The organism is Pseudomonas syringae group sp. J254-4 (assembly GCF_032586855.1).
Classification (GTDB): Bacteria; Pseudomonadota; Gammaproteobacteria; order Pseudomonadales; family Pseudomonadaceae; genus Aquipseudomonas; species Aquipseudomonas amygdali.
In genome coordinates, this window is record NZ_JAWHOO010000004.1 from 140,408 (window position 1) to 158,113 (window position 17,706).

19 protein-coding genes are annotated in these 17,706 nt (G+C 57.4%); 10 read left to right on the forward strand and 9 right to left on the reverse strand.

The window, feature by feature from the left end; genetic code table 11:
• Positions 1–120: 120 nt before the first annotated feature.
• From RYB09_RS07295 to RYB09_RS07305, 3 genes are read right to left on the reverse strand one after another with little or no spacing between them, the layout of a single operon-like run.
• Positions 121–453, reverse strand: coding sequence for a hypothetical protein (locus RYB09_RS07295; RefSeq protein ID WP_004656474.1), 333 nt, complete (start codon positions 451–453; stop codon positions 121–123).
• Positions 454–481: 28 nt separating this feature from the next.
• Positions 482–2,032 carry an AmpG family muropeptide MFS transporter gene (locus RYB09_RS07300; RefSeq protein WP_002555028.1) on the reverse strand — a complete coding sequence of 517 codons (1,551 nt, stop codon included), beginning with the start codon at positions 2,030–2,032 and terminating at the stop codon, positions 482–484.
• A gap of 54 nt (positions 2,033–2,086) precedes the next feature.
• On the reverse strand, positions 2,087–2,443 hold the full coding sequence (locus RYB09_RS07305) for an MGMT family protein (protein WP_057401642.1): 357 nt from the start codon (positions 2,441–2,443) through the stop codon (positions 2,087–2,089).
• A gap of 164 nt (positions 2,444–2,607) precedes the next feature.
• Here RYB09_RS07305 and RYB09_RS07310 point away from each other — a divergent pair, with 164 nt between their 5' ends.
• The gene (locus tag RYB09_RS07310) at positions 2,608–3,615 is read left to right on the forward strand and encodes a DUF481 domain-containing protein (RefSeq protein WP_002555026.1); all 1,008 of its coding nucleotides are present in this window, start codon (positions 2,608–2,610) and stop codon (positions 3,613–3,615) included.
• Between the two features lie 53 nt (positions 3,616–3,668).
• On the opposite strand, the gene RYB09_RS07315 is transcribed toward RYB09_RS07310, so the two are convergent.
• The gene (locus RYB09_RS07315; RefSeq protein WP_057401643.1) at positions 3,669–4,427 is read right to left on the reverse strand and encodes an SDR family oxidoreductase; all 759 of its coding nucleotides are present in this window, start codon (positions 4,425–4,427) and stop codon (positions 3,669–3,671) included.
• Between the two features lie 278 nt (positions 4,428–4,705).
• On the opposite strand from RYB09_RS07315, the gene RYB09_RS07320 reads away from it, so the two are divergent.
• The 3 genes from RYB09_RS07320 (at position 4,706) to groL (ending at position 7,441) form a co-directional block, all read left to right on the forward strand.
• The gene (locus tag RYB09_RS07320; protein WP_002555024.1) at positions 4,706–5,200 is read left to right on the forward strand and encodes an FxsA family protein; all 495 of its coding nucleotides are present in this window, start codon (positions 4,706–4,708) and stop codon (positions 5,198–5,200) included.
• Between the two features lie 254 nt (positions 5,201–5,454).
• Complete coding sequence (locus tag RYB09_RS07325) at positions 5,455–5,748, forward strand: co-chaperone GroES (RefSeq protein ID WP_003304675.1); 294 nt, start codon at positions 5,455–5,457, stop codon at positions 5,746–5,748.
• A 49-nt stretch (positions 5,749–5,797) separates the two neighbouring features.
• Complete coding sequence (groL, locus tag RYB09_RS07330) at positions 5,798–7,441, forward strand: chaperonin GroEL (RefSeq protein ID WP_002555022.1); 1,644 nt, start codon at positions 5,798–5,800, stop codon at positions 7,439–7,441.
• 83 nt (positions 7,442–7,524) lie between these two features.
• Here the strand turns inward: groL and RYB09_RS07335 are convergent, their stop codons facing one another.
• Positions 7,525–8,265 (reverse strand): phosphatase PAP2 family protein, encoded by a 741-nt coding sequence (locus RYB09_RS07335; protein ID WP_058400732.1) that lies wholly within the window; start codon positions 8,263–8,265, stop codon positions 7,525–7,527.
• A 177-nt stretch (positions 8,266–8,442) separates the two neighbouring features.
• Between RYB09_RS07335 and colR the strand changes: the two genes are divergently transcribed.
• From colR to RYB09_RS07360, 5 genes are all read left to right on the forward strand, one after another.
• Positions 8,443–9,126, forward strand: a complete 684-nt coding sequence (gene colR / locus RYB09_RS07340) for a two-component system response regulator ColR (protein WP_002555020.1) — start codon at positions 8,443–8,445, stop codon at positions 9,124–9,126.
• Entirely contained in the window at positions 9,116–10,405 is a 1,290-nt protein-coding gene (locus RYB09_RS07345; protein ID WP_002555019.1) for a sensor histidine kinase, read from the forward strand. Before colR ends, RYB09_RS07345 begins: the two co-directional genes overlap by 11 nt.
• A gap of 200 nt (positions 10,406–10,605) precedes the next feature.
• The gene (locus tag RYB09_RS07350) at positions 10,606–11,286 is read left to right on the forward strand and encodes a class I SAM-dependent methyltransferase (RefSeq protein WP_002555018.1); all 681 of its coding nucleotides are present in this window, start codon (positions 10,606–10,608) and stop codon (positions 11,284–11,286) included.
• 4 nt (positions 11,287–11,290) lie between these two features.
• Positions 11,291–12,013 carry a lipopolysaccharide kinase InaA family protein gene (locus tag RYB09_RS07355; protein ID WP_058409279.1) on the forward strand — a complete coding sequence of 241 codons (723 nt, stop codon included), beginning with the start codon at positions 11,291–11,293 and terminating at the stop codon, positions 12,011–12,013.
• Entirely contained in the window at positions 12,010–12,237 is a 228-nt protein-coding gene (locus RYB09_RS07360; RefSeq protein WP_002555016.1) for a hypothetical protein, read from the forward strand. Before RYB09_RS07355 ends, RYB09_RS07360 begins: the two co-directional genes overlap by 4 nt.
• A gap of 24 nt (positions 12,238–12,261) precedes the next feature.
• Here the strand turns inward: RYB09_RS07360 and RYB09_RS07365 are convergent, their stop codons facing one another.
• The 3 genes from RYB09_RS07365 to RYB09_RS07375 all read right to left on the reverse strand — a co-directional run bounded on the left by RYB09_RS07365 (position 12,262) and on the right by RYB09_RS07375 (position 15,955).
• A complete protein-coding gene (locus RYB09_RS07365) occupies positions 12,262–13,368 on the reverse strand; it encodes a DUF1513 domain-containing protein (RefSeq protein WP_316887743.1) in 1,107 nt (368 codons plus the stop codon).
• Positions 13,369–13,384: 16 nt separating this feature from the next.
• Complete coding sequence (locus tag RYB09_RS07370; protein WP_058400735.1) at positions 13,385–14,449, reverse strand: imelysin family protein; 1,065 nt, start codon at positions 14,447–14,449, stop codon at positions 13,385–13,387.
• A 78-nt stretch (positions 14,450–14,527) separates the two neighbouring features.
• On the reverse strand, positions 14,528–15,955 hold the full coding sequence (locus tag RYB09_RS07375) for a di-heme oxidoredictase family protein (RefSeq protein ID WP_122259152.1): 1,428 nt from the start codon (positions 15,953–15,955) through the stop codon (positions 14,528–14,530).
• Between the two features lie 208 nt (positions 15,956–16,163).
• Here RYB09_RS07375 and RYB09_RS07380 point away from each other — a divergent pair, with 208 nt between their 5' ends.
• The gene (locus RYB09_RS07380; RefSeq protein WP_058400737.1) at positions 16,164–16,793 is read left to right on the forward strand and encodes a pyridoxamine 5'-phosphate oxidase family protein; all 630 of its coding nucleotides are present in this window, start codon (positions 16,164–16,166) and stop codon (positions 16,791–16,793) included.
• Between the two features lie 43 nt (positions 16,794–16,836).
• On the opposite strand, the gene RYB09_RS07385 is transcribed toward RYB09_RS07380, so the two are convergent.
• Positions 16,837–17,529: a DUF6708 domain-containing protein gene (locus RYB09_RS07385; RefSeq protein ID WP_316887857.1), complete on the reverse strand. Its 693-nt coding sequence runs from the start codon at positions 17,527–17,529 to the stop codon at positions 16,837–16,839.
• Positions 17,530–17,706 lie beyond the last annotated feature (177 nt).

Consider the following 17,706-nt stretch of genomic DNA (forward strand, 5'->3'; position numbering starts at 1 on the left):
GTTTCTTACGGCGCAATGAACACAGCCATGCAGGCTGCAAGACTTTGCTTTTGGAGAGGGCTGGAGGCGTGTGCTATGAAAAGCCCTGGCTCACGAGCATCAGGGCTTTTTAGTTGGCGTTTACTGCAGGCTTATATTGGCCAGCGTGACGATAATGCCGATGCCCGCGACAGTGGCGGCTACTGCGTTGATGGAGAACACTGTGCGTATCTTTCTGGACAGTCTCCATGGCTTTACAGCGAACGCATAAATCAGCAGAAAGATGATCGCGAAGATTTCCACCTGCGCGAGCAGGACTACCGCACTGCCCAAGGCCATTGATCCGGACAGGCCATCAGCGTCTCGCGACAGATAATATGTCAGCAGAGTGCCGATGATAGGTAGCCAGATCCCCAGGCTGATAAGAATCAGTGGGATGGGGTTGAAAGGGCGTGTTTGGTTTTCGGTGTCCACTTTTTTTCCTTGATGAGTGATCCGGCGATCAGGGCTTCTCAATCTCTGAAACTGCTGTCGGTGCCTCGGCCTTCGCGGTGCGTATCTCGCGGCTCCATTGCAGGATGATCATCACCAGCGTTGGAATGCCCAGCAGAGCGGTGATCAGGAAGAAATTGTGATAACCGAATTTCTCCACCACCACGCCGGAATAACCGCCCAGCAAACGCGGCAACAGCAGCATGATTGAGCTGAGCAGTGCGTATTGAGTGGCGGAAAACTTAAGGTTGGTGAGGCTCGACAGGTAGGCGACAAACGCTGATGTCGCCAGCCCTGAGCTGAGGTTGTCCAGTGAGATGGTCAGGATCAGCATCTTCACGTTCGGGCCCATGTCCGCCAGCAACAGGAACAGGATGTTGGTCGCTGCCGAGGTGAAGCCGCCGATGAACAGGATCGGCATGATGCCGAAGCGTACGATCAGCAGACCACCGGCACCAGCGCCCAGCAGGGTCATGATCAGGCCGAAGATCTTGCTGACACTGGCGATCTGGTCCTTGGTGAAGCCCTGGTCGATGTAGAACACGTTGGCCATGACGCCCATCACCGTGTCCGACATTCTATAGGTCGCAATCAGGCCCAGTAACAGCAGGGCCTGCCAGCGATAACGCATGATGAAGTCGTTGATCGGCGTAAGCACCGGCGCTAGCCCGCGACGACCCATTGATGACAGACAGGCGAAGGTCAGAAGCGTGTAGAGAATGGCGCGCAGGAAAGCCCGGTCTTCCAGCAGCAGGTCCATCCAGCTGGTGCCGTTGAACAGCACGCTGGCGAAGTCGGTGTTGTAAAGCTGGGTAAACATTGCCGGTACTGAAACCAGCAGCACAATGAGCACGAACACCGAGGCCAACTGGTGGGTAAAACCATAGCGCGCTGCCGACAGCTGGGTGCGCAACGGTACGGGTGGCTCGCGCATGATCAGCGTAGTGACCAGCGCTGGCAGCATCAGCAGGCCAAACAGCACATAGGTGCCGGTCCACGCCGAATGCTTGTAAGCAAAGCCTGTGGAGCCGAAACCTTCAGCGAAGTACAGCGCGCCCGCGGTCGCCAACAGTGCGGCCACCCGATAGCCGGACATGTAACTGGCGGCGAGGGCGGCCTGCTGGGTGTCCTGAGCGATTTCAAGGCGATAGGCGTCGATGGCGATGTCTTGTGTTGCGGAGGCGAAGGCCACTACTACGGCAATTGCGATCAGCCAGGACAAATGCTTTTGCGGATCGCAGAAACCCATACCGATCAGGCCGAGAATCACCAGGCTCTGTGCCAGCACCAGCCAGGAGCGCCGCCGCCCCAGCTTGCCCAGAAACGGCAGGCGCCATTGGTCGAGTAAGGGCGACCAGACCCATTTAAAGGCGTAGGCAAGACCGATCAGGCTCGCATAGCCGATGGTCTCGCGAGCAACACCGGCTTCGCGCAACCACACGGATAAGGTCGAAAAGACCAGCATATAAGGCATGCCCGCAGCGAATCCGAGCAGCAGTAACACTAATGTCGACGGGCTGGCATATGCGGCGAGCGCGGCGCGCCAGGTTTTACGGGGCATGGGCTGGAATCTGCCTCAGGTTACGAAAACAAAGGGCGCACTCTAACCGCTGTGCTATAGGGGACGCCAGCCATGGCGCTGCATATCCACCCGATTATTCCGAATGGTAACGCCCTCGGCGCGTAAACGGGCTCGCTGTTCGTCACCGGACACACTGCCAGCGGGCAGACTGAGCCGACCGCCGGCCCCCAACACCCGATGCCAGGGCAGGGAAGAGCCGTCCGGCAACTGACTCAATGTACGGCCCACCCAGCGCGCAGCTCTGCCCAGCCCTGCCATTTCAGCCAGTTGACCGTAAGCGACCACTTTGCCCTCCGGTATTTGCGCCATCGTCAGGTAGAGGGCTGTACGTCGTATTTCTGTAGCTGACTGCTCGCCAGGGTAAAGAAGTGTCAAGTCCGGGTCGGTCACGCGTTTATCCTGTATAAAACGATATTGATTGTCGTTCGCGGAACTTTGGTTGATCGCTGCTGTCTGTTATCACCGTGTCCGGCGGTCCATGGATTGAGATTGCCTTGATGTTCTTCTGCAGGATGATGCCCGCCTTCCCGCCAAACAGAGCCTGATTACCGCTTATGTTGTCCAGAACCCTGCTGTGCCTCGCAATTACTACCGTTTCCACTCCATTGCTTGCCGACACTGTCTGGTTGAAGAACGGTGACCGGCTGACTGGCACAATCAAAGTGTTCGATGGTGGCAAGCTACTGTTGCAGACCGAATACGGCGGCGCTATTCCGTTGGACTGGAAGCAGGTCAAAACCCTGCAAAGCGATCAGCCACTGCTGGTAAAGCAGGATGAGCACACAGGCGAAGTCTCCAAGTCGTTGCAGGCTGCCGATGATGGCAAGGTCGTGCTGGCTAATGGCGATGCACCCAAGACCGTCGAACTGGCAAGTATCCATCAGATCATCAAGCCCAAGCCGGTTATCACTGATCTTGTCTGGAAAGGCAATATCGATGCGGCGCTGGATTTCCAGCAGGCAGAAAACGACACCAATGACTACAACATTGCCTTCAAGACTTCAGCGCGTCACGGCCAATGGCGCCATAACGCCAAAGGCGATTACAACCGCGAAACGACCGATGATGTGGTCGGCACCGACAACTGGAGCGCCGAATACTCGCTGGACCGCTTCCTGACCGAGAAATTCTTCTGGGATGCTCGCGTGACCTACAAGCGCGACAAGATCGAAGACCTGTCGCGTCAGCGTGTTGTCGGTACAGGTCCTGGTTACCAGCTGTGGGATGACGAGCTGGGAGCCTTCAAGGTCGGTGCGCTGCTTAACCGCACAGATTTCGAATTCTCCAATGGCCAGAAGGAAAACTTCTATTCGGTCGCAGGTACCTGGGATTACAACCGCTACCTGATCGGCAAGAAGTTCGAGTTCTTCAGCAACGGCGAGCTGGGCAAGCCGTTGAGTGGCGTTGCCGATTACTCCATGGATGTCGAAGCCGGGCTGCGCTACAAGGTTACCGACTGGGCATCGCTTAACCTGAAGGCCGAGAAAAACATCATCAGTGGCTCGGATAACGGCGACGTGGACAAGACCCGCTACACCGCCGGTTTCGGTGTGAGCTGGTAAGCAACGTGGCGAGCGATGCGCACTGTGTGCATCGCTCTGCCAGGATGGGTTGACTAGATTCTCATCGCGCCGTCCAGCTCCAGTATGCGGCCGCTGAAATAATCGTTTTCAAGAATGTAAGCCACCGAGTGGGCGATTTCGTCCGGTTTGCCCATGCGCTTGAGCGGGATGGCCGAGGTCATCCTCTCAAGTGCTTCGGGGCGCATGCTTTCGGTCATTTCGGTTTCAATGAACCCAGGTGCCACGCCCGCCACGCGGATTCCGTAGCGTGCCAGTTCCCTTGCCCAAGTAACGGTCGCAGCGGCAACGCCGGCCTTGGCTGCCGAATAGTTGGTTTGTCCGATATTCCCTGCCCGTGAAATCGACGAGATATTGATGATCGCGCCCTGAGTCTTCTGCTCGATCATTTTCGCCGCTACCTCGCGCGTGCAGAGGAATACGCCGGTCAGGTTGACGTCAATTACCGACTGCCACTGCGCCAGGCTCAGTTTGGTAATTTCGCCATCCTTGACCTTGACCAGCAGGCCGTCACGCAAAATACCGGCGTTGTTGACCAGGCCATGAATGGCCCCGAAGTCCTCGGCGACCTTGTTGACTGTGTCGACGACCTGTTCTTCATTGGCGACATTGCATAGATAGGCGCGAGCATTGACCCCGAGCGCCTCACAGGCTGCGACAGCCTGATCAAGCTTGTCCTGATTCAGGTCCAGCAGTGCCAGGTTCGCGCCCTTGCCAGCCAGATATTTGGCCATGGCTCTGCCTAGCCCCTGGCATCCGCCGGTGATAATTATCAGCTTGTCTTTCAATTCCATGTGCGTGCCCAATCACAGTTGATCGTTTCCATGGCATCACTGGCTTGATGCGAGTGCTTATGCCATAGCCAGAGCACGTTATAGGCTGTTTTTGCGCGTTCGTCTCGGGTCTGCCGTCTGGCCCTGAAATACACCGATACACGTTTGTGAAGCCCAGGTTCAGCTGACTTATGCGCATAATTGAGCTGTTACCCAAGCGCAGGGAGCTTGAATTAACGACCTTCTGACATCACATACGGTCTACTCGGAAGGCATTCTTCCCTTGAGGAACTCATTTGATGCGTGTTTTTTTGCTGCTGTTTTTATTATTCCCGGTACTTGAGCTGTTTCTGCTGGTTCGTGTCGGGATGTCCATCGGCTTTCTCTGGACCTTCCTGCTGGTCGTCGCGACGTCCATGCTCGGCTTGTTCGTCATGCGGGTAGCCGGTTTTGCCACGGCGCTGCGTGCGCGCGAAAGTCTGGCGCGTGGCGAGCTGCCTGCCCAGGAAATGCTTGAAGGCCTAATGGTCGCCGTCGGTGGCGGTCTACTGCTGTTGCCCGGCTTCATCAGTGACATTCTGGGTGTGATCTGTCTGCTGCCGATTACTCGTCGTCTGCTGATCAACAAGGTTCGTCGCCGTGCAGAGGATCAGGCTATGCGTCAGCGCGCCTTCGCCGATGATCTGCAGACTCAGGCCAATCAGGGACCTGCCAGCCATCGCCCGAATGCCATTCACCAGCCGACCCGCGAGCCGGATGTGATCGAAGGCGAGTTCGAACATCGCGACAAGTAGCCGTTACACCCCCGGCAGCGCGGCACCTTCGGGTGCCGCGCTCGTTTTGGGGTGGCAATTGGGCTGTAAAATTTTTTTGCCCAAGACTTGTAATCACTTTGCTCGCCCTTATGTATGGGTCACCGCAAGGTTTCTGGCATGAAGGCCAGACCGTATTCTGCGGTTCGCGCGTCGAACCGTAACCGGCAAGTCCGGATTTAAACCGGCCGGTGCACTCACCGGACGATCAAACAAACATAATCAGGAGATCGACAATGAAGCTTCGTCCTCTGCATGACCGCGTCGTAATCCGTCGCAGTGAAGAAGAAACGAAAACTGCCGGCGGTATCGTTCTGCCAGGTTCGGCTGCTGAAAAGCCTAACCGCGGCGAGATCGTTGCTGTGGGTACCGGCCGCGTGCTGGACAACGGCGAAGTACGTGCGCTGGCTGTGAAAGTGGGTGACAAGGTTGTGTTCGGCCCTTATTCCGGCAGCAACACAGTGAAAGTAGACGGCGAAGACCTGCTGGTGATGAGCGAGAACGAGATTCTTGCTGTCGTCGAAGGCTGAGTGCTCCCGCTGATTTCCGTTACTACAAAGTATTCAAGGAATAATGATCATGGCTGCTAAAGAAGTTAAATTCGGCGATTCTGGCCGCAAAAAAATGCTCGCCGGTGTAAACGTCCTGGCTGACGCAGTTAAAGCGACCCTGGGCCCTAAAGGCCGTAACGTTATCATCGAGAAAAGCTTTGGCGCTCCGCTGATCACCAAAGACGGTGTGTCGGTTGCCAAGGAAATCGAGCTTAAAGACCGTTTCGAAAACATGGGCGCGCAGCTGGTCAAAGACGTTGCCTCCCGTGCCAACGATGACGCCGGTGACGGTACTACTACTGCTACCGTTCTGGCTCAGGCCATCGTCAACGAAGGCCTGAAGGCTGTCGCTGCCGGTATGAACCCGATGGACCTCAAGCGCGGCATCGACAAGGCGACCATCGCCATCGTTGCAGAGCTGAAGAAGCTGTCCAAGCCTTGCACCGACACCAAGGCAATTGCTCAGGTCGGCACCATTTCGGCCAACTCTGATCACTCCATCGGCGACATCATTGCCGAAGCCATGGAAAAAGTGACCAAAGACGGCGTTATCACCGTTGAAGAAGGTTCGGGCCTGGAAAACGAGCTGTCTGTTGTAGAAGGCATGCAGTTTGACCGCGGTTACCTGTCTCCGTACTTCATCAACAAGCCAGACACCATGGTTGCCGAGCTGGACAGCCCGCTGCTGTTGCTGGTCGACAAGAAGATCTCCAACATTCGCGAAATGCTGCCGGTTCTGGAAGCAGTCGCCAAAGCTGGCCGTCCTCTGCTGATCGTCGCTGAAGACGTTGAAGGCGAAGCGCTGGCAACTCTGGTTGTCAACAACATGCGCGGTATCGTGAAAGTTGCAGCCGTCAAGGCTCCAGGTTTCGGCGATCGTCGCAAGGCCATGCTGCAGGACATCGCTGTTCTGACCGGCGGTACCGTTATCTCCGAAGAGATCGGCCTGAGCCTGGAAACCACTACCCTGGAACACCTGGGTAATGCCAAGCGCGTCATCCTGAACAAAGAAAACACCACCATCATCGATGGTGCTGGCGTCAAAACCGATATCGACTCGCGCATCTCCCAGATCCGTCAGCAGATCGGCGACACCAGCTCGGACTACGACAAGGAAAAACTGCAAGAGCGTCTGGCCAAGCTGTCTGGCGGCGTTGCAGTGATCAAGGTCGGTGCCGGTTCCGAAGTTGAAATGAAAGAGAAGAAAGCCCGCGTTGAAGACGCCCTGCACGCAACCCGCGCAGCCGTCGAAGAAGGCGTGGTACCTGGCGGTGGCGTAGCACTGGTTCGCTCCCTGCAAGCTATCGAAGGTCTGAAAGGCGACAACGCTGATCAGGACGTTGGTATTGCTCTGCTGCGTCGTGCAGTCGAAGCGCCTCTGCGCCAGATCGTTGCCAACTCCGGTGACGAGCCAAGCGTTGTTGTCGACAAGGTCAAGCAGGGATCGGGTAACTTCGGTTACAACGCTGCTTCCGGCGAATACGGCGACATGATTGAAATGGGTATCCTTGACCCGGCCAAAGTGACTCGCTCTGCTCTGCAGGCGGCGTCCTCCATTGCCAGCTTGATGATCACCACTGAAGCGATGATCGCTGACGTGCCTGAAGACAAGCCAGCAGGCGGCGGCATGCCGGACATGGGCGGCATGGGTGGTATGGGCGGCATGATGTAAGCCGGCTTTACCCCGAAAAGCTACACCCATAAAGAACCCCGCCTTGTGCGGGGTTTTTTTATGGTCTTTGTGTGCCGGATCAATCAATGCGTCGGTTGTACCTTGCTGTTCTCGAGACCCTTGGGTTCGGGGCGGTAAAGCACAAAGTAGTAAACCCCCAGGCAGATCAGCCAGCAAAACACTGCAGTCCAGATGTTATGGGAAAAGAAGTGCGCGCCTTGCAGCATCCGCCCGATGGAGAACACTGTTCCCAAACCGAAGGCCAGGGCCAAACCCATTTTCGCCATTCTCGGGCGGCGGTCGCGCAAGGCGAAGAACAGGGCAAACAGGGTAAAACCGGTGGCTGCATGACCACCTGGCCAGCAACGCCCTGGCTTGTCGGTGGCAGGGCGCGGGCTCAACAATTCGCTGTAGGTTTCCTGGCCGCCGAACTCGGTTAGGCTCCAGGGGCATTGCACCGAGGTCATCACTTTTACTGGCGTCACGAAGGCGGTTGAAAGCGCCATGGACAGCACCAGACAACCCAGTTCTCTGCGCCAGGGGATCAGACGTTCTACCTTGAACGACGCAGCAAAGCCGATCATGGCCAGTACGCCGAAAACCATCACCAGTTGTTTGGCGCGGTCGTGAAGGACGTCTTCCAGAAAATAGCTGTGCCTGCCAATGAATTGCCCACTGACGGGATCGAAGGCAAGCCTGGCGATGTCCATGTCCAGCGAAGTCAGCTCAAGGAGTACGAGGGTCAGCGCTACAACAGCGGGGATACCCAGATAAATCCACGGATTGATTGGGCGAGAGTAGGGTGGGGCGACGGTTTTCGACATATCGAATCCAGATCGGTGAAAGGCATGCCGCGTTCATTGTGTGCGACGGTTTGTCTCAAAGTGTGTCATGTGCTTTGTAAATCATAGGTGAAAAAATCGTCATACCATATCGGCGCTGGCCCTGACGCTCACTTCGTCTTAAGCTGCGCCAGCCCAAACTGCATATGAGAGTGCGTTATGCGAATTCTTCTGGTTGAAGACAACCGCGACATCCTGGCGAACATGGCCGATTACCTGGGCATGAAAGGCTATACCGTCGACTGCGCTCAGGATGGCCTCTCAGGACTGCACCTGGCAGCCACCGAGCATTATGACCTGATTGTCCTCGACATCATGCTGCCGGGCATCGACGGCTACACGCTGTGCAAGCGTCTGCGCGAAGATGCCCGTCGTGATACCCCGGTCATCATGCTGACCGCACGCGATCAACTGGACGACCGTCTGCAAGGCTTCCGCTCTGGCGCTGATGACTACCTGCTCAAGCCGTTCGCCCTGTCCGAACTGGCCGCGCGCATCGAAGCGGTGTTGCGCCGTGCCCAGGGCGGCGGGCGACGGACGTTGCAGGTGGCCGATCTGGTCTATGACCTCGATACCCTTGAGGTGACGCGTGAAGGCCGGATGCTCAAGCTCAACCCGGTCGGGCTCAAGCTGCTCGCCGTCCTGATGCAGAAAAGCCCGCATGTACTGCGCCGCGAGATTCTGGAAGAGGCACTGTGGGGCGACGACTGCCCGGACAGCGACAGCCTGCGCAGCCATGTGCACCAGTTGCGTCAGGTGATCGACAAACCGTTCGGCAAACCGCTGTTGCAGACCGTGCACGGTGTGGGCTATCGCTTGGCCGAGGGCCGGGATGGAGTTTAAACAGAGTCTTGCCCAACGTATCATCATTGCCTTTGCATTGATGAGCGCACTGGTCGCCGGGTCTTTCGCCATCGGTATCATCTCCACGGTACATCTGGTCGAAGAAAAACTGATTTCTGCCGGCCTCGGCGGCGACCTTAATCGCCTGATGCTGATGGACAGTGTCAGTGACTGGAGCCACCGGCCCAAGCCCGATCAGTTGTTCTACTTCAGCAACGGTCCGGGCGATTTCGATCTGCCCAAAGACCTTCGGCACCTTGAACCCGGTTTTCATGAGGTCTTCCGTGGGCCACTGTCGTACCACGCCATGATCGAGGTGGTGGACGGTCGGCATTACGCTCTGCTTCAGGATCAGAGCGATTTTGAAGAGCGTGAGCGGGTCCTGTTCGCGGTCGTGCTGGTCGGTTTTGTTCTGGCGTTGGCACTGGCGGTATTTCTCGGCTGGGTATTGGCCCGCCGGGTGATGGCGCCGGTAGTGCGTCTGGCCAGGCAGGTTCGTCACCGTGACCAGTTGCTGGGGCTGGCACCGCCGTTGGCGCCTGACTACGCCGCTGATGAGGTCGGCGAGCTGGCGGTGGCGTTCGATGCAACGCTGGGGCGTCTGAGGCAAGCGTTGATTCGTGAACGCATGTTCACCAGTGACGTGAGTCATGAGCTGCGCACCCCGCTGATGGTGCTGGCCAGCTCCTGCGAGCTGCTGCTGGAAAACCCTGCGCTCGACCTGCGAGGGCGTCGTCAGGTAGAGCGTATTGGCCGCGCCTGCGAGGAGATGCGTGATCTGGTGCAAACGTTCCTGATGCTCGCCCGCACCCAGCGTGAGGATCCGGCCATGACGCCCAAGGCCACGCTGGTCGGGGTGGCTGAACAGTTGATCTCTCAATGGCGTGATCCAATAGAAGGCAAGGGGCTGCAACTGACCTACACGCCACCTGCCGATGACCAGCTGTCCGAAATTCGTTACAACGCGACCTTCCTCCATGCCGTGATGGGCAACTTGCTGCGCAACGCGCTGCACTACACCGATTACGGATTCATTGCGCTGACCCTGCACGCCGAAAGTTTCACCGTGGAAGACAGTGGCGTCGGCATTCCCGAGGAAAAACGCGAGGCCATGTTCGAGCCATTTGTGCGTGGCAATGAGCAGCGCGGGGAAGGCCTGGGCCTTGGTTTGTCACTGGTGCAGCGCATCTGCGCCAACCAGGGATGGAGCGTTGATCTCACGCCCATGGAGCCGCACGGTTGCCGGTTCGAAGTGACACTGAACCTGAACAAAACCTGACGTTCATTTTGAGAAAATCTACCTCAGTGTGTGGCGGTAAATCGACCGCACTTCGTCGATAAGTCACACATGGCGTTTAACTCTCTGTAAAATCTCGAAACATCTGAAGTATAAAGGTAACAATATTTTCACATTCAGATGACCTGACAGTGACAGCGGTGCCTTTAGTTTGGCCCGCATCAACGTCAGGAGCGGCTCCCATGAGCGACCGTATAGAACTCGAGTTTTCCCGCAAGTACGACAAGTCGCATGCTCGTCAGTACCTTGAAAAGCATCAGGACGGTTTGTGGCGCAAGTTGTCGCATCATCGCGATGAACAACTGGCGAGAAAGGCGCTTCACTTGGCCGGTGACCCGGGCCTGGTGCTGGACCTGCCTTGCGGTGCAGGGCGTTTCTGGCCATTGTTGGCCGAGAAACCGAACCGCTCGATCATCGGTGCTGACAACTCCGCAGACATGCTCAGTACCGCTTGTGCATCACAGCCGGCAGAAGTTGTAAAAAGGGTACAACCTTTGCAGACATCTGCCTTTGACATCGACCTGCCTGATAACGCAGTAGACAGCATCTTCTGCATGCGCCTGCTGCACCATGTCGGCCAGTCAAGCGACCGGATGGCTCTATTGCGTGAGTTCCAGCGCGTAACCCGTGACAGTGTGATTGTCTCATTGTGGGTCGATGGCAATTTCAAAGCATGGAAGCGTGCACGCCTTGAGAAACAGCGCCTGCAGAAAAACGGGCAGGAAAGTTACCAGAATCGTTTTGTGTTACCGGTTGCTACCGCAGAATCCGAATTTGAACAGGCAGGATTTCGTATCCAGAACCGAATGGATTTTCTGCCGATGTACGCCATGTGGCGTGTCTATGTCTTACGTAAAAGGTAAACAGATGGGTTTGCAGTCCTTGAAAGAGCCAGTTGTGAACTCGGTGCAGGATGAGTTCAACCATTTCTGGAGTCAGCACGGCGAATGGGTTGAAGAACCCAATGCCCGTCGAGGTGGAGAGAGTGGTGTACAGCGGCTCACGATGGACAACGGGCAAACGCTTTATGCCAAGCGTCAGACAGGGCATATATACCGCAGTTTGCTGCACCCCTTGGGGCGACCGACTGTATTGCGTGAGCGCGAAGCGCTTGAGGGTCTGCGCAAGCTTGGCGTAGTTGTGCCGGAAGTGGTGTTTTGCGGTGCCGAGCGTGGCGAGGACAATGCCTGGCGGGCATTGCTGGTTACGGTGGCGCTGGAAGGTTTCGAAGAGATAGAAAAGTGGGAGGCTGGCGGAGGGCGCGAGCGGCATGGCGAGCTGTTTTATGAGCTCGTGCTCAAGGAAGTGGCGGCTACCCTGGCCCGTATGCACCTTGGCCGCTGGCAGCACAGCTGCCTGTATATCAAACACATATTTGTACGTGTGACCGGTGAGGGGCCGGATGCCAAAGTCGAGGTTGCCTTGCTGGACCTCGAAAAAGGCCGTCGTCGCCTGACAGCCCAAGGGGCGGCCCAGCATGATATGAAACAGCTACGACGCCATTCGTCATTCAGCGCTGCAGACTGGCAAAAGTTGATCTACTTTTATCAGGCAGCGTTTGGCAGCTCTATCAAAGGTTTAGAGTCATGAAGCTAGAAATGGCAAGAGGTCTGTTTATCTTCGGTGCATTGGCAATTGCCACCGTCGCAGTGGCAGCGCTTGAACAACCGTCTACCCAGATACTCACGACACAGCACGGCGAGGGATATTGCCCGTTGCCGCGTGTGGCCAAGAGTCTGGTGAGCGTGCAGCCCGACCATGACCTGTTGCTGTTCATGTACAGCCTGGCGCAAGGGGCCGGGGTCAGGAACTGAGGCGCTTTGCTGCCTGACTGCTGACTATCCCACCTGGGCCAGATGAAGATGGTTGTCCCACAGCCCTGCGGGCAGATCCAACGGCTTGGCCAGCAGTTGCGCTTTGCGACAATCATAAAAGCGGCAACGCCCTTGGCCCGAAGTCACGACAAACCCGTCGGCTACCGCACCCACGCCTGCGCAGTCTGGTAGCGGCGCATCCAGCCTCAATGCACCGCTGTCCAGATCCCAGATAAAGAACCGGTTGCCACGCGGCGCTGTCAGGGCCACCAGGCGCAGATCACTGTGCACTGCAACGCTTGCGGTGTAATGAGCCATCGCCCGCAGTTGTTCTTCTGCCACCGGAAACGCCTGAAATGGCTGCCCCGGCCGTTTGATCGCCAACAACTCGGCTACTTCGTGGCTGTCGCCCATGAACTGCTGGCCTGCCACGATGGTGCCGTCGCTGGCGATGCCCATGTGACGCACGCTGTTCATCTGCTGGGAAAGTGTCTCCTTGCTCAGCAATGTACCGTCACGCTGCATGATCACCAGACTGGGCTGCATGGCATTCAGGTTCATCTCTACCCGGCTTTCCGCTTCGGTGCGAATACCGCCGTTCGCGACCACCAGCGTTTCGCCATCCGGCATCCACGAAACCTGATGCGGACCGATACCATGCGTAGGAATTTCAGCCGAGTGCACCAGTCGCTGATCAACGAATCGATAGACACCCAGTAAGCCGCGGCCAGGGTCGCGGGTATCGTTTTCCGTCGCATACAGCCATTCGCCGTCGCGATGAATCACCGCATGACCATAGAAGTGCCGGTTCGGCTGCGAAGCGATGGTTTGCAGCAAGCGGCCATCGCGCAAATCGATCAGATAGCTTTCAGTACCTGGACGACGTGCGATGAACACCGCAAGTGGCAGGTCGGGATGATTGATGATGTCGTGGCAGCGCTGGCCCACCTGGGTGGCAAATACCTGCGTTCCGTCAAGCCGGAAACCCACCGCGTAGTGTTTGCCGTCGCCATCGTCACGAGCGGAGAGCAGCAGAGGGTGTGAGTCTTTTTGCCTGAACAGCGTCCAGCCGCCCAGCGTGAAAGCGCTGAGCAAAAGACTGCCGAGGGCCATGGCCTGACGTCGCAACATCACGTGTACCTCTTGATCAATCGCCGTCGTTGGCGTTGAAGCCCAACTGAATGCCCAGTGCCTTGGCCAGCTCGCCTTCATGCAGGCGGTGTACCGCATTGAGGCTGTCGTAGAACGCATTGAGCTGCTGACGTCCTGCTTCGGTGGCCAGCAGGTCGGCGAGCGGCGGCTTGAGTTCCGACAGTAATTTTCGGCTGGTAGCGTAGGCCGCATCGATTTTGTCAGCCAGCGGTTTCTGCTCGGCGGGCAGCAAGCTGCGCAGGCCCTTGTTGTCGACACCGGTCCACACCGTTTCGGCGCTGATCAGGCTGGCTTCCAGGCTGCTGAGCGACGATTTGCTGCGCCATGCATCTGCCTGGAAGGGTTGTGGCTGGCCCTTGCTCTGGCGACCCAGTGGCGTGCCCAGTTTCTTCTTCAGGCTGTCGAGGGCCGTGACCTGAACCCGCAGCAGTTCGGCGATGGCTTCATGAGAATCTGCGTAGCGCTGGTTGGGGAATTTGCTCAGTTGCGCAAGCATGCCATCGGTGCTGTTCCAACTGTTGAGGATTTCCTCGGCAAGCTGCTTTTGACGCTCGCCGATTGCCATCAGCAGCGGGCAATAGCGCGCTTTCTGTTCGCTATTGGCCATGTCGATTTCCGCGTCGAACAGAATGTATTCGTAAGCGGACAAACCTTGCACCACGACGCTGGCCTTGGACAGCTCCTGAGCAGTGATCTGCGGCTGTGCCGTCACCAGCTGCTCGACCTGCCGGCCAACCAGGTTCTTCTTGTCTGGCCAGAACTGTATTTGCCAGGCGCGGTTGCCCTCGGCCAGTGGGCCGATCAACAGCGGTTGCAGTTCGGCCCAGGTCTTCTGCGCTTTGAGAAAGTCGGCGCGGGCTGTGGCCAGATCAGTCTTGCCCTGACAGAACGCCAGTGCGCTGGTTGCCAACTGACGATCAGCATCGACCCAGCGGCTGTAGGTCGGCAGGATTACCTGTTTGGCAATGGCTGCGGACGTGACCGCCTGAGGGTCGGATGGCGAGCAGGCACCCAATGCAAGCGCCGCAAGGCTGGTCAGCAACAACTTGGGTCGGAACATGTCCGGCTCCTTTATTTATTTTCGAAAGATGATTTTGAAAAAATCATGTTGAACGAGACGATTCTGGAAAGGGAGCAATCATAACGAATTCAGAAACGCCAACAGCGCTTCACGCTGTTGCGCGTCAAATGCCAGAACCTGCCGCTGCGCCGCCTGTGCTTCGCCGCCATGCCACAGTATCGCCTCAAGTACATTGCGGGCGCGACCATCGTGCAACAGTTGGGTGTGCCCGCTCACGGTGCCGGTCAGGCCCAGCCCCCACAGCGGTGGGGTGCGCCACTCGCGGCCGGTGGCCTGGAACTCGGTACGGTTATCGGCCAGCCCCTCGCCCATGTCATGCAGCAGCAAATCGCTGTACGGGCGAATCTCCTGATTGGCCAGCTCAGGCTCGGCGGCGTCGCTACGGGTCTTGAATGAGGGCGTGTGGCATTGCTGACAGCCCGCCTGAAAAAACAGATTCTTGCCCGCCAGCACTTGCGGGTCATCGACCTTGCGGCGTGCCGGAACCGCCAGGTTGCGTGTGTAGAACTCCACCAGACGCAGGATGTTGTCGCTGACCTCCGGCTCACCTTTCGGGCCATTGCCGTTGGGCGCTGCCAGGCAATCGGTCTGGGCTGGTGTGCAGTCATCAAAGCGGCGCAGGCTGGTGGTCAGCCCCATGTCGCCGGAAAAGGCGTGCACGTTCTGCTGGTTGAGGTTGGGTTGCCCGGCTTTCCAGCCGAATCGGCCCATGACGACCTTTTGCTGTGCATCGTCCCAGACCCAGTTGGGGCGTCCCGAGATGCCATCGGCGTTCTTGTCATCGGGGTCGGCATTGGCAAGGATTGCTTCATCGGCAATGGCCTCAAGCAATCCCAGGCCGATCATCGGCGGGGCTATGCGCGCCGAGATGTGGGTATCGGGGTGCATCGGTCCGTAGCCCAGCTGGGTGATTCTGAGAGTCGGCTGGCGCAGGTCGACGGAGGTGCCATCGCGAAACTTGACCGTCAGCGCATCGTACTCGACCCGCACCTTGCCCTCGGGGGCCACGCCGGGGTTCGACATGTCCTGCAACTGCCCACCGTAAATCGGTTCAGGCAGCACGCCATTACGCTGCACAAGATCGGCGTAGCCCGGGTCGTCAGGAATCGACAGCCTGACCAGCATCGACACGGCATTGCTGTCGCCAGCTTCGGGTGGATGACCGCGACCGTCCTTGATGTGGCAGTTCTGGCAGGCGTTGGTGTTGAACAACGGCCCGAGCCCGTCACGAGCTGTGGTGGTCGATGGCGCAATCACCCATGGACTGCGGAAAAAACTGTTACCGACACTGAAGTCCAGGCGCCGCACGGGCGACAAGTTGGCCGAGGGCATGGAAAAGGCATTCTGATCGCTCTTCCTGACCGTCGCACTGCCACCGGACAAGGCTTCTCCCGGCTCGGCATGAGTGAAACGCGGGGCGTCATCGCATGCACTCACGGCCAGAGTCGTAAGCAAGGCAAGGGATAGACGGAGCCGCGTACTCATACACATCCTGCAACGAGGCGAAAATCGGGGCGTGCAAGCTTAGCAGCCTCGTGCAGTTTGAATAAGAGGGATTATCGTTTGCCTGCTCTGACGTAATGCGTTGTTACGAATCTCTGAGGCTGGTCTGGTCCCGGCATTTTTGCCTATGCTGCACATGTCGAAGTTGACAGCACACACGCAGATAAAACACCCAGCAGAGACCACATCGATGGATAACCCGGAAAACAGCGCGTTCGTGACCACCACCGAAGCACTGGAAGCGCTCTATGGCCCGATTGCTCCTCCTTCCATGACCAAGGAAGTCGACCATATTCACGCGGTTTACCGGCCCTTCATCGAGTCGGCACCCTTTGTTGTGCTGGCCTCTGCCGGGCCCGACGGCCTTGATGCGTCCCCGCGTGGTGATCAGGCGGGCTTCGTGCATATCGAGGACAGCAAGACGCTTTATCTGCCTGACCGGCGCGGCAACAACCGCATCGACACCTTGCGCAATATCATCAGCGACCCACGTGTCGCGTTGCTGTTCCTCATCCCTGGCGTGGGCGAGACCTTGCGGGTCAACGGAACAGCGCAGATATCGGTTCAGCCCGAACTGTTGTCGCGTTTCGAGGTGAACGGCCAACTGCCCAGGTCAGTGCTGCGCATCTCCGTGACCAGCGTGTACTTCCAATGCAGCAGGGCAACCATCAGGTCCGGTTTATGGGATGCAACCCGGCACATCGAACGCAGCGCGCTGCCGACTGCCGGGCAAATACTAAAAGCGGTTTCGGCCGAGCAGATCGATGGTGATGCCTATGACAAGGCTTTGCCGGGACGCATTGCGGATACGTTGTATTGATCATGGCTGATACCGTATTGCGCTTCTTGTGGTCATGGCTCGATCAGCTACCGGTTTTGCTCTGATTTCTTTCCTTCTCAAGAAAGTAGTCAAAGATACTCATGCCCTTGCGCAGGATTTTGCGAACTTCTTCGCTTTGCGCGATCAGTTCGGCGCTGGGGGCTTGCCATTGTTCGCGGGGTAGGGGTTTGGACCAGTCTTGTACTGCTTTTGGAAATGCCGTTTTCGGCAGTCGCTTGACCCAACTGGCGACGTGGCAGGGCAAAGTCCAGCCGCTGAAAAACTGGATCAGCAGAAATCCGAACAGGTAGCGCAAGCAGCCGTGGTCAAGCAGGTAGTCACGGCGACACATGTGGAAAAACTCCACAGTGCCTTCCTCTAGGTCAGTGCCCATCATGGACTTTCGCAGGGCGCTCGGGCCTTCTTCCATGTAGGCGCGGATCGCTTCCCACTCGCTGACTGCCATACCAAGCATGGAAGTAGGCAACGTGAGCCACATCACCTGGCCGTCCGAGGCGTCTACGAAGCCGATCATCAGAGCGAATTTCTGCTGAGTGCCGTATTGCGTTGCAACTGTGCTGCTGCTGACGCAGGCAATTATTTCTTCCCAAGGGATAAACCGGGGCGGTTGGCCACGCTTGGCGACATAGGCCACCTCGCGGCGCTGACGGTTGAAGCGGATGGGGGGCGTGCTGGTGAGTTGGTACACTGCCTTGAAGAAAAAGTAGCCATACATTGATGCCAGAAGGAACACAAACAGCCACAGAGCCCAATTGGGAAAAATGAAAGGTATTGCTGTTTCAAGAATGGGGGTGTTGGAAATAAAATATTCGGCAATGCCTGTACCAATGCCGGTCAAAAGGAACATCATGATAATGCTTGCTACTGAAGCCGTGTAGCAGCGCACTGCGAA

Bases quoted from the DNA above. Each gene is read 5' to 3' on its own strand.
- RYB09_RS07300 (WP_002555028.1), bottom strand. From the start codon at position 2,032: ATGCCCCGTAAAACCTGGCGCGCCGCGCTCGCCGCATATGCCAGCCCG.
- RYB09_RS07310 (WP_002555026.1), top strand. From the start codon at position 2,608: ATGTTGTCCAGAACCCTGCTGTGCCTCGCAATTACTACCGTTTCCACT.
- RYB09_RS07315 (WP_057401643.1), bottom strand. From the start codon at position 4,427: ATGGAATTGAAAGACAAGCTGATAATTATCACCGGCGGATGCCAGGGG.
- RYB09_RS07320 (WP_002555024.1), top strand. From the start codon at position 4,706: ATGCGTGTTTTTTTGCTGCTGTTTTTATTATTCCCGGTACTTGAGCTG.
- RYB09_RS07325 (WP_003304675.1), top strand. From the start codon at position 5,455: ATGAAGCTTCGTCCTCTGCATGACCGCGTCGTAATCCGTCGCAGTGAA.
- groL (WP_002555022.1), top strand. From the start codon at position 5,798: ATGGCTGCTAAAGAAGTTAAATTCGGCGATTCTGGCCGCAAAAAAATG.
- RYB09_RS07335 (WP_058400732.1), bottom strand. From the start codon at position 8,265: ATGTCGAAAACCGTCGCCCCACCCTACTCTCGCCCAATCAATCCGTGG.
- colR (WP_002555020.1), top strand. From the start codon at position 8,443: ATGCGAATTCTTCTGGTTGAAGACAACCGCGACATCCTGGCGAACATG.
- RYB09_RS07345 (WP_002555019.1), top strand. From the start codon at position 9,116: ATGGAGTTTAAACAGAGTCTTGCCCAACGTATCATCATTGCCTTTGCA.
- RYB09_RS07350 (WP_002555018.1), top strand. From the start codon at position 10,606: ATGAGCGACCGTATAGAACTCGAGTTTTCCCGCAAGTACGACAAGTCG.
- RYB09_RS07355 (WP_058409279.1), top strand. From the start codon at position 11,291: ATGGGTTTGCAGTCCTTGAAAGAGCCAGTTGTGAACTCGGTGCAGGAT.
- RYB09_RS07360 (WP_002555016.1), top strand. From the start codon at position 12,010: ATGAAGCTAGAAATGGCAAGAGGTCTGTTTATCTTCGGTGCATTGGCA.
- RYB09_RS07365 (WP_316887743.1), bottom strand. From the start codon at position 13,368: ATGTTGCGACGTCAGGCCATGGCCCTCGGCAGTCTTTTGCTCAGCGCT.
- RYB09_RS07370 (WP_058400735.1), bottom strand. From the start codon at position 14,449: ATGTTCCGACCCAAGTTGTTGCTGACCAGCCTTGCGGCGCTTGCATTG.
- RYB09_RS07375 (WP_122259152.1), bottom strand. From the start codon at position 15,955: ATGAGTACGCGGCTCCGTCTATCCCTTGCCTTGCTTACGACTCTGGCC.
- RYB09_RS07380 (WP_058400737.1), top strand. From the start codon at position 16,164: ATGGATAACCCGGAAAACAGCGCGTTCGTGACCACCACCGAAGCACTG.
- RYB09_RS07385 (WP_316887857.1), bottom strand. From the start codon at position 17,529: ATGTATGGCTACTTTTTCTTCAAGGCAGTGTACCAACTCACCAGCACG.